General features: G+C 61.9%; 17 protein-coding genes and 2 pseudogenes. 8 read left to right on the forward strand and 11 right to left on the reverse strand.

Going from position 1 to position 14,870, the window contains the following annotated elements; genetic code table 11:
- Nucleotides 1-41: 41 nt before the first annotated feature.
- Both RBH26_RS05510 and purB read right to left on the reverse strand, forming a co-directional pair.
- Entirely contained in the window at nucleotides 42-551 is a 510-nt protein-coding gene (locus tag RBH26_RS05510; protein WP_306757120.1) for a hypothetical protein, read from the reverse strand.
- 671 nt (nucleotides 552-1,222) lie between these two features.
- Nucleotides 1,223-2,605 carry an adenylosuccinate lyase gene (purB, locus tag RBH26_RS05515; RefSeq protein WP_306757121.1) on the reverse strand — a complete coding sequence of 461 codons (1,383 nt, stop codon included), beginning with the start codon at nucleotides 2,603-2,605 and terminating at the stop codon, nucleotides 1,223-1,225.
- Nucleotides 2,606-2,781: 176 nt separating this feature from the next.
- On the opposite strand from purB, the gene purH reads away from it, so the two are divergent.
- Nucleotides 2,782-4,419, forward strand: coding sequence for a bifunctional phosphoribosylaminoimidazolecarboxamide formyltransferase/IMP cyclohydrolase (gene purH / locus RBH26_RS05520; protein WP_306757122.1), 1,638 nt, complete (start codon nucleotides 2,782-2,784; stop codon nucleotides 4,417-4,419).
- Nucleotides 4,420-4,508: 89 nt separating this feature from the next.
- Here the strand turns inward: purH and cysK are convergent, their stop codons facing one another.
- Nucleotides 4,509-5,450, reverse strand: a complete 942-nt coding sequence (cysK, locus tag RBH26_RS05525; RefSeq protein WP_306757123.1) for a cysteine synthase A — start codon at nucleotides 5,448-5,450, stop codon at nucleotides 4,509-4,511.
- A gap of 303 nt (nucleotides 5,451-5,753) precedes the next feature.
- On the opposite strand from cysK, the gene RBH26_RS05530 reads away from it, so the two are divergent.
- Complete coding sequence (locus RBH26_RS05530; RefSeq protein WP_306757124.1) at nucleotides 5,754-5,951, forward strand: hypothetical protein; 198 nt, start codon at nucleotides 5,754-5,756, stop codon at nucleotides 5,949-5,951.
- Nucleotides 5,952-5,967: 16 nt separating this feature from the next.
- Here RBH26_RS05530 and RBH26_RS05535 read toward each other — a convergent pair whose 3' ends face one another.
- The gene (locus tag RBH26_RS05535) at nucleotides 5,968-6,273 is read right to left on the reverse strand and encodes a hypothetical protein (RefSeq protein ID WP_306757389.1); all 306 of its coding nucleotides are present in this window, start codon (nucleotides 6,271-6,273) and stop codon (nucleotides 5,968-5,970) included.
- On the reverse strand, nucleotides 6,162-6,701 hold the full coding sequence (locus tag RBH26_RS05540; RefSeq protein WP_306757373.1) for a universal stress protein: 540 nt from the start codon (nucleotides 6,699-6,701) through the stop codon (nucleotides 6,162-6,164). Before RBH26_RS05540 ends, RBH26_RS05535 begins: the two co-directional genes overlap by 112 nt.
- Here RBH26_RS05540 and RBH26_RS05545 point away from each other — a divergent pair.
- The 3 genes and pseudogenes from RBH26_RS05545 to RBH26_RS05555 all read left to right on the forward strand — a co-directional run.
- A pseudogene (locus RBH26_RS05545) lies at nucleotides 6,699-6,893 on the forward strand (phosphoribosylglycinamide formyltransferase); the annotation flags it as partial. The gene RBH26_RS05540 and the pseudogene RBH26_RS05545 sit on opposite strands and share 3 nt — an antisense overlap.
- 30 nt (nucleotides 6,894-6,923) lie before the next feature.
- Entirely contained in the window at nucleotides 6,924-7,223 is a 300-nt protein-coding gene (locus RBH26_RS05550; RefSeq protein ID WP_306757374.1) for an SIMPL domain-containing protein, read from the forward strand.
- Nucleotides 7,224-7,259: 36 nt separating this feature from the next.
- A pseudogene (locus tag RBH26_RS05555) lies at nucleotides 7,260-7,373 on the forward strand (universal stress protein); the annotation flags it as partial.
- A gap of 54 nt (nucleotides 7,374-7,427) precedes the next feature.
- On the opposite strand, the gene carA reads toward RBH26_RS05555, so the two are convergent.
- Nucleotides 7,428-8,504 carry a glutamine-hydrolyzing carbamoyl-phosphate synthase small subunit gene (carA, locus tag RBH26_RS05560; protein ID WP_306757128.1) on the reverse strand — a complete coding sequence of 359 codons (1,077 nt, stop codon included), beginning with the start codon at nucleotides 8,502-8,504 and terminating at the stop codon, nucleotides 7,428-7,430.
- A 102-nt stretch (nucleotides 8,505-8,606) separates the two neighbouring features.
- Here carA and RBH26_RS05565 point away from each other — a divergent pair, with 102 nt between their 5' ends.
- Nucleotides 8,607-9,020 (forward strand): Lrp/AsnC family transcriptional regulator, encoded by a 414-nt coding sequence (locus RBH26_RS05565; protein ID WP_306757129.1) that lies wholly within the window; start codon nucleotides 8,607-8,609, stop codon nucleotides 9,018-9,020.
- Between the two features lie 30 nt (nucleotides 9,021-9,050).
- On the opposite strand, the gene RBH26_RS05570 is transcribed toward RBH26_RS05565, so the two are convergent.
- The 3 genes from RBH26_RS05570 to RBH26_RS05580 form a co-directional block, all read right to left on the reverse strand.
- Nucleotides 9,051-9,515: a universal stress protein gene (locus RBH26_RS05570; protein ID WP_306757130.1), complete on the reverse strand. Its 465-nt coding sequence runs from the start codon at nucleotides 9,513-9,515 to the stop codon at nucleotides 9,051-9,053.
- Nucleotides 9,516-9,840: 325 nt separating this feature from the next.
- The gene (locus RBH26_RS05575; protein WP_306757131.1) at nucleotides 9,841-10,944 is read right to left on the reverse strand and encodes a GNAT family N-acetyltransferase; all 1,104 of its coding nucleotides are present in this window, start codon (nucleotides 10,942-10,944) and stop codon (nucleotides 9,841-9,843) included.
- 356 nt (nucleotides 10,945-11,300) lie between these two features.
- Nucleotides 11,301-12,020 carry a PHP-associated domain-containing protein gene (locus RBH26_RS05580; RefSeq protein WP_306757133.1) on the reverse strand — a complete coding sequence of 240 codons (720 nt, stop codon included), beginning with the start codon at nucleotides 12,018-12,020 and terminating at the stop codon, nucleotides 11,301-11,303.
- A gap of 99 nt (nucleotides 12,021-12,119) precedes the next feature.
- Here RBH26_RS05580 and RBH26_RS05585 point away from each other — a divergent pair, with 99 nt between their 5' ends.
- Both RBH26_RS05585 and RBH26_RS05590 read left to right on the forward strand, forming a co-directional pair.
- The gene (locus RBH26_RS05585) at nucleotides 12,120-12,686 is read left to right on the forward strand and encodes an NUDIX domain-containing protein (RefSeq protein WP_306757135.1); all 567 of its coding nucleotides are present in this window, start codon (nucleotides 12,120-12,122) and stop codon (nucleotides 12,684-12,686) included.
- A gap of 183 nt (nucleotides 12,687-12,869) precedes the next feature.
- On the forward strand, nucleotides 12,870-13,181 hold the full coding sequence (locus tag RBH26_RS05590; protein ID WP_306757136.1) for a hypothetical protein: 312 nt from the start codon (nucleotides 12,870-12,872) through the stop codon (nucleotides 13,179-13,181).
- A 105-nt stretch (nucleotides 13,182-13,286) separates the two neighbouring features.
- Here the strand turns inward: RBH26_RS05590 and RBH26_RS05595 are convergent, their stop codons facing one another.
- The gene (locus RBH26_RS05595) at nucleotides 13,287-13,592 is read right to left on the reverse strand and encodes a hypothetical protein (RefSeq protein WP_306757137.1); all 306 of its coding nucleotides are present in this window, start codon (nucleotides 13,590-13,592) and stop codon (nucleotides 13,287-13,289) included.
- Between the two features lie 111 nt (nucleotides 13,593-13,703).
- Nucleotides 13,704-14,729, reverse strand: coding sequence for a zinc-binding dehydrogenase (locus tag RBH26_RS05600; protein WP_306757138.1), 1,026 nt, complete (start codon nucleotides 14,727-14,729; stop codon nucleotides 13,704-13,706).
- Between the last annotated feature and the right edge of the window lie 141 nt (nucleotides 14,730-14,870).

Below are 14,870 nucleotides of genomic sequence, written 5' to 3' on the forward strand. Positions count from 1 at the left end.
TACCAGACCGAGGCCGACGATTGTAGTCCTTCGATGGTGGCTCATGAAAGAACGTTCTTTACTGATCTAGCGTTTGCCGGAACGTCACCAGTAATTTCGGTTGGGAGTCGACCTTCAACTTCAGTGAGACTCAGATCCGCTCCATTATCTTCCTGCTCACTTTGTATTTGAGTTACTTTAATTACCTTCTCCGAATGGTGACCGTTCGTTCGGCTTGTAACACCGACGCTGTATGAGTCAGAATCATCGAATTCGCCTACACGGTTCGAAATTTTACCAGCCGCACTATACGATGATTCAACTCGGACATACTTGTCACGAGGGATAGTATAGTATTCTGGTTCATAAGAGGGTTCGTTACCATTTTTGCCTTCGATTCGCTTGTATCCGGACAAACGTGGTACTTCGTTTTCGGGATCGTCTGTTAAGGCTTCCAATCTTTCCGAAGTTAACCCAGCAGCGGCAGTCGTCGAAACTCCAAGTCCGACTAGAGCCTCAATAAACCGTCGACGTCCCATTCGCGCTAGATCAGAAGTTGATTTGCGCACCATTAGCTCTCCCTCTGTATAACCGGCCAATCGGTTGCTACAAGGGAAATTCTATCTATCTTTTCATTTGAAGATTCAAATACCGTCTTGTATATTGCATTTAATAATTAAGTGCTTAGATAATAAGTGTTTCCATCAATAGTTCATATCAGTTGGCAAGCGAGTGGCGTTTCCAGTGTATCTCCAGAAAAGGCGCGATTCCGACCCGAACGGGCCGAATCTTTCGGCCAATTTCTTATCAGAAGATTAAAAAGATACTCAAAGACTAGTTTTCCCAGACCCATGAAGACGGAAGGGTCGAGGTTCATTCGATGGTTTGGGAGGGTTAGAGCGACGGCCGTCTCATACGAATCGTTGTAACGTTTTACCGGTGATCGCTGCTCCGTCCGAGCGATCACCGGTAAAGAATATAACGGACCGTATCAATACTCCTAAAATATGCTTCGGAAACTGGCCGGTTTAGACACGTGGAACCTGATGCAGTCGTTTACGGGAGCAGTCTCCGGTATTGAAAGTTGAACGACGGTAGTACAAGATAAGAAATAAAAATATCATCCCCTACAAGGAAGGACAGGATTGTGCGATTTCCTGAAAAAGATACTCGATCATAGCTGTCGATTGACGACCTGAATCAAACCATACTGATTAGATGAGGTCACTCCAAGGCCGGACTATTATTGATTATCAACCAGTTCGCTCGCGACGCCGGTGTAACCCGTCGGCGTCAGCGCGTGGAGTTCTTCGCGGACGTCCTCGTCGACATCCAGTTCGTCGAACATCTCCCGGAAGTCCTCGAGCGTGACGTCTTTCCCACGGGTGACGGCCTTGACCCGCTCGTAGGCGTCTGCCTGGCCTTCGCGACGGAGGATCGTCTGGACGGCTTCGCCGATGATCTCGGGCGTCGACTCGAGGTCCTCGCGCATCACTTGCTCGGTAGGGACGACCTTCTCGAGGCCCGCCTGCGTCTTGCCGTAGCCGATCAGACAGTGAGCGAACGCAGCGCCGATATTGCGCTTGACGGTCGAATCCGAGAGGTCCCGCTGGAGCCGCGAGGTGGTGACGTAGTCGGCGAGGAAGGTCAGATCGGAGTTGGCCTTCGAGAGGTTCCCCTCGCTGTTCTCGAAGTCGATCGGGTTGACCTTGTGGGGCATCGTCGACGACCCCGTCTCGCCCTCGACGGCCTCCTGGCCGAGGTAGCGGTCGGAGACGTAGAGCCACATATCGAGATCCAGATCGAGGAGCACGTCGTTCGCGCCGCGGAACGCGTCGAAGACGGCCGCAAGATCGTCACACGGGTTTACCTGTGTCGTCAGCGACTCGAACTCGAGTCCCAGTTCCGTTACGAACGCTTCGGCGACGGCCGACCAGTCGACCTCGGGATACGCCGCGTCGTGGGCGGCGTAGGTGCCGGAGGCGCCACCGAGCTTGCCGCTGAGTTCGTCGGTCGCCTGGCGGATCCGGCCCGTCGCGCGGCCGAGCCGGGAGGCGTAAACGGCCATCTCCTTGCCGAAGGTAGTCGGCGTCGCGGGCTGACCGTGGGTGCGAGCGAGCATCGGCAGGTCGCGGTACTCGCGGGCCATCTCGGCGAGTGCATCTCGGACGTCGTACAGCTTCGGCAAGAGTACCTCGTCGACGGCGTCCCGGACGAGCAGCCGGTGGGCGAGGTTGTTCACGTCCTCGCTGGTCAGCCCAAAGTGAATCCACGGCGAGGCGTCGCTGTCCTCGGGGAGGTTGTACCGGATGAAGTACTCGACGGCCTTGACGTCGTGGTTCGTCGCCTCGAAGCCGGCATGACCTTCGGTCTCGAGTTTCTTGATCAGGCGGGCGTCTTCCTCGGCGAAGTGCTGGTAGAGTCCCCGGAGCCGGTCGCGCTCGTCGGCGTCGATCTCGAGTGGCGTCGCTTCTAGCTCCGCGAGTGCGAGTAAGTACTCGACCTCGACGCGGATCCGGGCTCGCATGAGCGCGGCCTCGCTCGCGTAGGGTGACAGCGGTGCGGTCCGGCTACTGTACCGACCGTCAAGGGGCGAGACGGCGTACAGGGCGTCGGTATCGGTCATCGTGCGACAGTTCCTCGCCCGGTGCAAAAGCGTATCGAAGTCGGCGCCGCTCGAGGCCACGAGTATGCATATCTCGAGATTGGCGGACGGAAATACTGCCGTTGTAATGCATGGTCGTGTATATAACGGCAGTCGAGACCGCAACGGCTTTGCCCCTCGCGAGCGGGAGTCCGACCATGACGCGAATCGCCGGGATGGCCGGCAACCGAGGGCGCAACCTGTTGAACATCGCCGATCGACGGCCGGGCGGAGCGGAACTCGCCGTCGTGCTCACGAACGACGAGGACGCGCCGGTCCTCGAAGCTGCGACGGAGCGAGGGATCCCGACCGAAGTCGTCCCGATCGAGGACGACATGGATCGCCAGTCCCACGAGGAAGCCGTCCTCGAGGCGCTTGCCGACTACGAGTTCGATCTGGTCTGTCTGGACGGCTACATGCGTATCCTCTCGGATACGTTCCTGGACGAGGCGCCGACGACCCTGAACGTCCACCCCGCGCTCTTGCCCGCGTTCCCCGGGATGGACGCCTGGGGCGACGCGCTCGAGGCCGACGTCTCGGTCACTGGCTGTACAGTCCACGTCGTCACCGACGCGACCGACGAGGACGGCGACGTGATCGAAGCGGAGATCGACGCCGGCCCGATCGTCACCCAGGAGCCGATTCCGGTCTACGAGGGCGACGACGAGGACAGTCTCAAGGAACGGGTCCTCTACGAGGGCGAGTTCCGTGCGTACCCGCGTGCCGTGAAGTGGTTCGCCGAGGGTGCCGTCGACGTGGATACGGAAGCGGGCGAGGTAACCGTCGATGCAGACGTCGCAACGACCGAGGAGGGCGATCACGACGGGCTTTCGAACCGCCGACTCGTCTCGAGCGACCGCGTCGACACCCTCCGGTACGGCGAGAACCCCCACCAGGACGCCGCGGTGTACGCAGACTACACTGCAGACGAAGCGAGCGTCGTCCACGCCGAGCAGTTGAACGAAGGTGCGAAAGGGCTCAGCTACAACAACTACAACGACGCCGACGGCGCCCTGAACCTGATCAAGGAGTTCGACGAGCCCGCCGCCGCGGTGATCAAACACACCAATCCCGCAGGCTGTGCGACGGCCGATTCCCTCGCCGACGCCTACGAGAAGGCCCTCTCGACGGACCCGATGAGTGCCTTCGGCGGCATCGTCGCGCTGAACCGCGAGTGCGACGCCGAAACGGCCGAGGAAATCATCGACTCCTTCAAGGAAGTCGTCGTCGCACCCGGCTACACCGACGACGCCCTCGAGGTGCTCTTCGAGAAGGAGAACCTGCGCGTGCTCGACGTCGGGGAGTTAGGCGAGCGCACCGAGCGCTTCACCGAGAAACCGCTCGTCGGCGGCCGACTCGTCCAGGAACGCGACTTACAGTCGATCACCGTCGACGACCTCGAGGTCGTCACCGAACGCGAACCGACCGACGAGGAACTCGAGTCGATGGTCTTCGCCTGGCAGACGCTCAAGCACGTGAAATCCAACGGCATTCTCTTTGCCGACGGCACCGAGACGGTCGGCATCGGGATGGGACAGGTCTCCCGCGTCGACGCAGTCCGACTGGCGGCGATGAAAGCCGACGAACACGCGGAAGGCAAAGACGCCGAGGGCGCGGTGATGGCCTCGGACGCCTTCTTCCCGTTCCCGGACGGCATCGAGGAGGCCGCCGACGCGGGCATCGAGGCGGTCGTCCAGCCCGGTGGCTCGGTCAACGACGACGACGTTATCGAGGCCGCAGACGAACACGGCATGGCGATGGCGTTTACGGGCCAGCGTAGTTTTAGACACGACTGAGCAGCGCGAAGAGTGTCTAAAGCTCGAAAGACGAGCGGAGCGAGCTTTCGTTGCTTCCGGCACGAGTAGGGCCAAACGGCTCTCGCGCCTTACTCGAGGTCGAACAGATCCGTCGAGAGGTATCGCTCACCGGTGTCAGGGAGGACGACGACGGTCGTCTCCTCGGGGTGTTCGCTCGCGTAGTCGGCGGCGGCCGCGAGCGCGGCCCCGGAGGAGATCCCGACGAGCAGCCCTTCGGTCCGCCCCAGTTTCCGGCTCGCTTCCTTGGCACTCGAGGCGTCGACGCCACGAACCTCGTCGATCAGGTCGGTCCGGAGCACGTCGGGGACGAACCCGGGACCGATCCCCTGGATGTCGTGGCCGTCGGAACACTGCTCGGAGAGCGTCGGAGAGTCGGCGGGTTCGACGGCGATCGCGGTAAACGACTCCTTGCCCTGCCGTTCTTTCACGTACTCGCTGATGCCGGTGATCGTCCCGCCGGTACCGACGCCCGCAACGAGCGCGTCGACGGCCCCTTCGGTCGCACGCCAGATCTCCGGCCCAGTAGTCTTGCGGTGGGCGGCGGGGTTTGCCTCGTTCTCGAACTGTCTCGCAAGCACTGCGTTCTCGCGTTCGGCCGCGATCGCCGCTGCACGCTGGTTTGCACCCGTCATCCCGTCTTCGGCCGGCGTGAGCTCGAGTTCCGCACCGAGTGCCCGCAACAGGCTTCGACGCTCCTCGGACATCGACTCGGGCATCGTCAGGACGCAGTCGTACCCGCGGGATGCGCTGACTGACGCCAGGCCGATTCCCGTGTTACCGCTGGTCGCCTCGACGACGGTCCCACCCGGCTCGAGCGAACCCGCCCGCTCGGCGGCGTCGATCATCTCGCGAGCGATGCGATCTTTGACGGAGTAGGGATTCCCCGCTTCGACCTTGCCGTATAGGTTGTCGGCGAACGCGTCCAGTCGCAACAACGGCGTCTCGCCGATCAGTTCGTCGACAGTTTCTACGACGGTCACCGCCGGCTTGCTCTCGTCGGTGTTCGTCATCGGCGGTCGGTTCGTCCGGTGGCAGTAAATCTTCTTCTTTTGTGGCGCATCATCTGTCGTAACGAAGAGGACGATTCACACATCGTTCGCAGGGTTCACGGGTCACGTCGGTCCCCGCCCGCCAGTTCGGGGGACTCGCTCCGGTGGTCGCCTCGACCCGCGCTCCCCTCGGATGGTCGGGTGTGCAGTGACGTTCGGTGGCGACGAAAGTGGCGGACGTTTCGCTACGGCGGTCTCCGGGAGACCGATCGTCGTCCGTCGTTCGTCCAACCCCGACAGACGCGTTTACAGACGACGCCAGGGATGAACAGTCCTAACACGAGAGTCACGACCGCTGGCGACGCCGACGAGGACGAGCGTGACGAGGGCGCTACTGGCGACGACGTGAGACGACTCGAGGGGGTTCGTGATACTGTTGGACAGCACGATTCGACGATCGGTCGCGCGACTGCGGCCGTCCCGAGGGTGACGGCCGCGATTTCGCGACCGACGTCTCACTGACTGCTGTCCAACAGTATTACTCGAGTGCCTGTCGCCGTCGTCGACTGAATCTCCGGATTCGATCGCGTAGCTGTCGCCACAGCGCCTCGGAGACGTTCTGGTGGCGTTTCACCATTACCACCGTACTGTCGGCCTCGCGACCGATCGTCTCGGGGATCTCACCGACGAGCACTCGCCGCAGCAGTCCGCTCTCGGCCGCACCGACGATCGTCACGTCGTGGTCGCCGGTTCGCTCGAGAATCGTCTCTTGTGCCTCGCCTTCGAGAACTGTTTGCTCGACCGACGTGACGACACCCAGTTCCGTCGAGGTCTGGGTAAGCAACTCGCGGGCGTCGGCGACGCTTTTCTCGTCGTGATTGGAAACGACAGTAAGCAGTTCGACGCGAGCGTGTGGATGCGGGCGATCGAGCCGGCGACTCGAGCAGCAAGGTCGGTGTTCGGACCGCCAGCGACGGGAACGAGGACCGACGAGACGTCCGCCGGCCGGTCGGGATCGATCCGCTCGACGAGGACGTCACACGGTGCGTCGGCGAGGATCTCGTCGATGTGACCGCCCAGCACGACGTCGCGCCGGCGCGGTCGCCCGCGCCAGCCAAGCAGGATCGTTTCGACCCGTTCGTCCTCGTCCCCGGCGATTGCGAGGACGCCACTCGAAACGCTTCGGCCGGACCGAATTCGCCCCGTTGCCGAGACGTCGCGTTCGCGAGCGCGCTCGAGAGCGTACTCGAGGACAGCCTCGTGGTCGTCGATCTCGAGGTCGTCACCGAGCGCGAACCGACCTCGACGAACTCGAGTCGCTGATCTTCGCGTGGCAAACACTCAAGCACGTGAAATCCAACGGTATCCGCTTTGCCGACGGCACCGAGACGGGTGGCATCGGACGTTTTCTTCTCGGTCCCGGACGGCATCGAGGAGGCTGTCGACGCGGGCATCGAGGCGGTCGCCGCCGCCGGCGCGGACGACATCGGGCAGATCGACTTCGGCCTGACGGACGAGACCCGGGCCGAGTTGCGTGATCAGGCGCTCGAGGAGGCCCTCGCGAACGCCGACGACGAAGCGCGCTACATCGCCGAGAACCGTAACGTCACGATTACGGGGACGAAGTCCGTCTCGACGCGAAACGTCGACGTCGTCGCGGCGACGGCCGACCGGAGCTACATGACCGAGGCCGATGACGACGCTGCGGCGGGACCGAGCACCGACATCGACTCCGGTCCAGCGAGAGTCACCGCGTCGGTCGACGCCGTCTACGGGTTCGAGAACACTGATTGAATCCGAATCGGGACTGAAAAGATAGATACGGTCGACGACGTCGTCGTGACGGGCAGCCACGGCAGCAGCGTGGCCGAGCGACTGTTCGGCGACGACGTCGCGAAAACCGTCTTCCGACGCTCGCCGGTTCCGGTGTGGACCGTTCGGTAGTCGGCGAGGCGGTACGAAATTCGAAACGGCACAACGACAACGAACTGCTGCCGATCAGTCGTCGGCGGGAACGGCGGTCGACGCTCGCGAATCGGCCATCGCGAGGACGTCGTCGAAGAAGTCGAGGGTGTCCTCCGGGCCTGGGTTGGCCTCGGGGTGGTACTGTCGGGTGATGATGTCGTGCTCGACGCCGTCTAGGCCTTCCGGCGTGTCGTCGTTGACGTTGATCTGGGTGACCTCGAGATGGTCGCCGGGTTCGTCGACGGTGTAGCCGTGGTTCTGCGTCGTCATGACGACCTGGCCCGACTCGAGGTCGATGACGGGCTGGTTGACGCCGCGGTGACCGAAGTCCATCTTCTCGGTGGTACCGCCCAGGGCCTCGGCGACGATCTGCTGGCCGAGACAGATGCCGGCGACGGGCGTGTCCTCGACGAACTCCTGGACCAGCGAGATGGCCTGCTCGTAGTTCGCTGGGTCACCGGGGCCGTTGGAGACGAACAGCACGTCCGGATCGATTTCGGCGACGTCCTCGGCGCTTGCGTCGTAGGGGAGGACGTGGACGGTCGCCTCGCGAGCCAGCAGCGAGTCGACGATCGAACCCTTCGCACCGCAGTCGATGAGGGCGACGTCGGCACCGTCGTTGTCCTCGCCGTGGACGACCGTCTCGTCGACGCTGACCTGTGCGCCGATGTCGGTATGTTCGCTCATGCCCTTACACTGCTCGAGTTCGGCCAGGGCGTCTTCCTCGGTGACGTCCTCGCCGACGGCGATACCACACTTCATCGCACCCCCGTCGCGAATGTCGGTGACGACCTCGCGGGTGTCGAGGTGGTCGACGGCGGGGACGCCCTCCGATTCGAGCCACTCGGCGACGTCTTCGGTGAACTCCTTTGCCAGCGCGGCACGCGGGTGGACGCGGTCGTCCTCGAACCGCTCCTCGCGGACCCCGTAGTTACCGATCAGCGGGTAGGAGAAGGTCAGGACCTGTTCTTCGTAGGAAGGATCGGTCAAACTCTCCTCGTAGCCAGTATACGCCGTTGTGAAAACGAGTTCGCCGCGAGCCGTTCCCGGTGCACGACCACGACCCTCGATTACGTGGCCGCCCTCGAGTGCAACGTAGGCAGGTGTCATTACGATCTACGTATTGGATCGACCGTCATAAGTGTTGTCTTCGAAGCTGAGTTACGAATTTCGTAATCGGTAAGTGCGGGTCACCCGTATCGACAGATCTCTATGGACGATCTGGACCGACAAATCCTCGATATTCTCCGTCGAGACGCCCGAACACCGTACACGGAGATCGCAGACGAGGTCGGAACGAGCGAGGGGACCGTCCGCAACCGTGTCGAGCGGATGATGGAAGACGACGTCATCGAGCGGTTTACGATCTCGACCCGGACGGGCAACGTCAAGGCGATGATCGAAGTCAGCGTCGCGGTCGACGTCGACACCAAAGCGATCGCCGAACGCATGGCCGAGTGGGAGGAAGTGGACTTCGTCTGGATGGTTTCGGGCGAACAGGACGTCGTACTCGTCGTCGACGCGGCAGACACCCGCGGGGTCAACGATCTCATCACGCAGGCCCGCGACCAGGAGGAAGTCGTCAGTACGAAAACGAGACTGATCCTCGACGAGGAGCTCGGATAGCGAGACGGTGACGACAGCGTATCGTGTCGCTTACGAATCGGTATGCGGGACGGCGACGACCGGGCAGTCCGCGTTCAACAGCAGCGACTGCGTGACGCTTCCGAACAGTGCCTGGCCAAGCGGACGCCGTTTGCGGCCGCTGACGACGATGTACTCGGCGTCGTGTTCGGAGGCGTAGTTCCGAATGACTTCTGCGGCGTCGCCGACGAGTCCAGCCGCCTCGTAGGACTCGAGGCCGTTGGCCCGCTCGGCGGCCTCGACGGCAACTTTGGCCGCCTCGTCTTGGGCCTGCTCGAGAACGGTCTCCGAGAATCTGCCGGTCCGGGTTCGAAGCGCCTCCTCCGAGACGTCCGTAAAGGCCTCTCGGGCGTCGACCGTCGGGTCGCCTACGTGGACGACGTGTAATTCGACGTCGTATCGATCGGCCAGTTCGTTCGCCTGCTCGATCACTGCGACCGCTCGTTCGGATCGGTCGACCGCTGCGACGATCGTCATACCGTGGTGTACGGGCGACTCGGGTTTATACTGTCGGACAGCACGAGTCACCGATCGGTCGCATGGCTGCGGCCGTCACCTCGGAGACGACCGCGACGTCGCGACCGACGGCTCATACGGACTACTGTACGTCGTTACCGGCGCAACCGTGACCCGGCTGCGGTTGCGCCAGTACATCGTTACAGCAATCCGTATCACTGACTGCTGTCCGACAGTATTAGAACTACGGTCACTGATACGGACTGCCGTATGACGACAGGAGTCCGTATGACGGTATCGATGGTCGTCGGCTGCTTGCACCCATCAGTCGACGGTTGGAACGGTACTAGCGGTTATGGCGGTTGTACAGCGTTCGTCCGGTCGCAACGAGTTTCCACGTCGGGCTTGTGCCGCGCTCCCAGTAGACGTTCGGGAGCAGCGTACCGCCGAACTCCTCTTTGAACTGGAACGCGCCGTCCTCGAAGTCCGCGCCGGCACCGCCGAAGTCGTAGCACTCGTAGCCGTTATCGATCCCCCACTGAAACAGGTAGTCGTAGAGCAGTTCCGAGGCGTGATACTGGAAATACTCGGCAGGAATACCGGAGAAGAAGCCGTGAATCGAGTTCTGTTCGTCGTTTAGCAACTCGAGGAAGCCACCGGCGTACTCGCCCTCGATATAGAGCTGGAGGAGCAGGACCCGATCCTCCATGGCCGCGAGTTCTTCGAAGAACTCGAGGGGGTAGACCATCGCGTCGATGTTGTTCATCCGGCGTTCGTACTGCCGGTGGAAGCGAGTCAGCTCCTCGGACGAGAGGTCGGCGTCGACGATCTCGTGATCGGTCTCCCGCCCGCGCCGGATCGCCCGTCGCTTGGAACTGGCCATCTCGTCGAACACCTGATCGTATCCCTTCTCGAGGTTCATCACGAATCGCCCGCCGACGCGACTGGAGCCGTAGCCGTTGGCCTCGAGGAAGTCGTTGTACCGTAGGAAGTCGGTGTTACAGGCGCGGACCTCGTGGACGATCGTGCGCCGATCACAGAGTTCGGGAACCACCTCGAGGAGCAGCGAGAGCGAGTCGGTAACGTCGGTCGTCAACAACGGGCCGCCGAAGCCAGGATAGATCGAACTCAGTCGGTAAAACGGCGTCTTCGGGAGATCGACGACGAAGTTCGGAAAGAGTCCGATCGGGTTCGTATCCTTCTCGACGACGAGGTGTCTGGCTGGATGGCCGAGCGCGTTCTCGATCGCCGCGAGCCACTCGTATCGATGGAAGACGGTGCCGTGGTCGGAGCGTTCGACGACGTCGTTCCATCGGTCGCGATCGATCGCCCGGATCGTGTTCCGTACGGTCACCTCGAGACCGGCGTCGGTGTCCGCCATCGTCCGGACGGCTCCGGCGGCCGTTCTCTCTCGGTCCGAGTAGGAACGTCCTGTCGCTTGGTGAGCCATTTGGCGTCTGTTCGGTGACTCTCGGCTAGGGCCCGGTTAAGTTATCGTCGCCTACAGCAGTCAGTCACTACAGTTGACGCCCGTATTCACGGTGTAATTCGATTGTTGTACGAACAAACGGTACGCTGTTCGTACCGTCCGACCGCGACTCATACTACTGGACAGCAGTCAGTAATACTGTCGGACAGCAGTCAGTGAACCGTCGGTCGCGAAATCGCGGCTGTCTCCGAGGTGACGGCCGCAGCCATGCGACCGATCGGTGACTCGTGCTGTCCGACAGTATCACCATGTCGAGTAACACACAGTCGAAGTCGGCAGGAGTTTCGGCCGATCGGATTCTCCATTACTCTTTTCTTTTATCCGCAATCTCGTGTTTCGGCGAGGTGAGCAATAGCTGTCGCCGACCGGGCTAACATCTCGTCGGGATGTTTCCGTTGGTGAACCCGTCGATAGCCATCTCGGAGTAGTTCGTCGACCGGACGGGTTTCGATGCGTGGTTCGACGCGACCGGCTCGGATGGCGTCGACGACCGATTCCGGCGTGAGCGTCTCCGCGTCGACCAACGTGTACGCCCGGCCCGCTTCGAAGGGGAAGTGGGCGTCGCTGCCGGCGACGATCGGTAGGTCGCGTTCGGCGGCGATCTCCTCGACGAGTGGCTTCGTACGCGGATGTTTGCCGTTTATTTCGACCGCGTCGAAGGGGACGTCTGCGAACCGGTCGCTCGTGACTTCACTATCGCGGTAGGGATGAGCGGCGATTGCGACACAGTCGCGGTCGTGTGCCAGTTCGACGACTTCGGCTGGCGTATACTCGAGCGGAACGGTCTCGGTCGGCGGATCGGGACCGATCACGAGGACGTGGCCGTGTGTCGTCGACACCTCGATCCCGGGGATCGTCGTCACGTCGGTCGCGGAAAACCGCGTGGAGTAGTCGTGGTTCGTCGTCGCAACGCCGTCGAGACCGCGACGATCGACGGCGTGAGCGAGCAGTCGAAAGCCGTAGGGGTCGAACCGATCCCCGAGGGATCGTCGTCCGTGGAAGAATCGCGTGTGCGCGTGAAGATCGACCGCGAACATGGCCTACGTGTCGGTACGCCCGCCCCGTATTTCGGTGTTGTCGCTTCGACGACCGGACGAGGCGGTACTGGTTTGGGGATTCGCCACGACTGTGCCGGCATGAGTAACCAGCGCGACGAGTTGCGCCACGAAAACGCCGAACAGCACGTCGTCGCCGTCGACGCCGACGACACCGAACTCGAGGTCGTCAACCGACTCGAGGCCCACACCGGCGACGGGATTCGCCACCGGGCGTTTACCGCGCTCGTCTTCGACGGCGACGGGAACGTCTTACTCGCTCAGCGTGCACCCGAGAAACGGCTCTGGGGAACCTACTGGGATGGTACCGTTGCCTCCCACCCTATCGAAGGCCAGAGCCAGATTGAGGCGACGCGGGAACGACTCCAGGAGGAACTAGGGATCACGCCCGACCAGTACGGCGATCTGCGTCTGACCGACCGCTTCGAGTACAAACGCTACTTCGAGAACGCGGGCGTCGAACACGAGGTCTGTGCCGTCCTGAAACTGACGTTGACCGACCGCAGCGTCGCGCCCAACGAGGAAGAGGTCGCGGGTCTGCTGTGGGCTCCCTACGAGCGACTCCATTCGAATCCGGAGTGGTACCGCCAACTGCGGCTCTGTCCGTGGTTCGAGATCGCGATGCGCCGTGACATTCGCGACACGTAGTGTCTTCAGCCGAACAAAACGATTCCGTTTGCTGACTGTAACTGTTTCTGGCTGTATTCGTAAACGGATACTGGTCGATCATCGTGACGTTTCAGTTTCGACGCATGATAACAGGCAACAAGGTTTATAAGTAACCCGTTCGTAGCCTGGGGCGAGGACCATGAAACCGGTCCGTGTGACGTAATGAGTTCCCAACCACCGGAAACCGAGACGCACGAAGTCACGCTCTCCAGAGACGAGCAATGGGTCGCCCACGCCACCCTCGTAGACTATATCGACGGCGCTATCGACGACGACGAGACACCGCCGTCGTGGGCGATCGACCTCCTCGAAGAGATCGAAGCCGGAAACGGAACTGACGTATTCACCGGTCGGCAGATGCAACGACTCACCGACGCGATGAGCGACTATCTCGACCGCGAGGACGTCCCTGAACGGGACTGCGTCCACGGATCGAACGTCGTCGAGCGCCTCGAGGATCGCCTCGAGGAGTAGACGATCGAAACGCGTTTCGTATTTTTATACGGATGGCTGTAGTCCGTATCGGCGACCCCACAGATAGGTCGTGGTTTCGCCGGTAAAACGGTACAGCAGGCCGTATTAGGGCCGCGTCGTCGCCCAGACGGCCGTTACTGCAAGAAAGAACGCGGGGAACAGCGGGAGGATAATCAGCGCAACGTAGTAGCCGACACCTGGCGGCCAGAACGTAATCGCGATCGGGGCGACGATAAACGTCAGGACGATCATCCCGACGACGACCCAGCCGCGCCAGTCGAACTCTCGGTCGGCTTCCTCGGGGTGGATCGGCCGCTCGAGCCACTCCTCGTCGGCTGACTCGGTCCGGTCCCCATCGTCGTCGAACGCGGTCGGATCGTGTACGTAGCCGCCGTCGTCGCTCGAGCTCACACACGAACGTTCGAGTCCGTGGTCAAAGCCCTCACGGTTTCGGCACGTTTCGAGTCGAGTCCGAACCCGATGGGGACGGAACTCATACTGTCGGACAGCCACCTGTCTGTCTCAGAGTTCGCTGTCCGGACGAACGACGACCTTGCCGAACCCTTCCCGGTTCTCGATGATCTCGTGTGCGCGTGCGGTCTCGCTCATCGGAAGCTCTTCGCGGATCGCGGGCTCGAAGGTGCCGTCCCAGACCAGACCCATTACGTCGTCGACCTGTTCTGGCGTGGCCATCGTCGAGCCGATGATCTCGAGTTGGTTCCAGAAGATCCGCGGAATGTCAGTTTCGGGGTTGCCACCGCCGGTCCCGCCGCAGGTGACCAGCCGGCCGCCCTTGGTGAGACTCTTGAGCGAGTCCTGCCAGGTGGGGGCCCCGACGTGTTCGACGACGACGTCGACGCCGCGACCGTCGGTTTCCGAGCGGACCCAGTCGGCGAAGTTCTCCTCCTCGTAGTTACAGACGTAGTCGGCACCGTGGTCTTCGGCGTACTGGAGTTTTGCTTCCGTACTGCCGGTCGCATAAACCTCCGCGCCCGCGTAGTCGGCGATCTGTAAGGCAGCGTGGCCGACGCCGCCGCTTGCGCCCAAGACGAGGACCTTCTCGCCGGCGTCGAGTTCGGCGCGTTCGATCAGCATCCGCCAGGCGGTCTGGAAAACCAGCGCACTCGAGCCGGCGACCGTCCAGTCGACGTCTTCGGGAACGGGAATCAGGTTCTCCTCCGGGAGCGCGGCGTACTCGGAGTGGACGCCCGTTACGTGTTCGCCGATGATGTGGAAGTTTGGATCGAGCGTCGGATCGTCCATCCGCAGGTCGCCGACGCCAGCCGAGACGGCGACGTGGTCGCCTTCCTCGAAGCGGGTGACGTCCTCGCCGACTTCCTCGACGACGCCGGCGCCGTCACTCCCCGGGATATGTGGCATCTCGAGATCCAGTCCCGGCATCCCACGTCGCGTCCAGATGTCGAGGTGGTTGAGTGCTGCCGCTTTAATGTCGACCAGAACGTCGCCGCGACCGACTTCAGGATCGGGATACTCGCCGTACTCGATGACGTCCGTGTCGCCGTGTTCCGTGACCTTGACTGCCTTCATACACCCCCGAATGACGAAAACACACCTCATAACGGTTTGCCTACCAGAACTGGACCTCCAACTGATACTGTTGGACAGCACGATTCGACGATCGGTCGCAGTAGCGCGACCGACGTCTCACTGACTGCTGTCCGACAGTAT

The sequence above is a fragment of the Natronolimnohabitans sp. A-GB9 genome (assembly GCF_030848565.1).
Lineage (GTDB): Archaea > Halobacteriota > Halobacteria > Halobacteriales > Natrialbaceae > Natronolimnohabitans.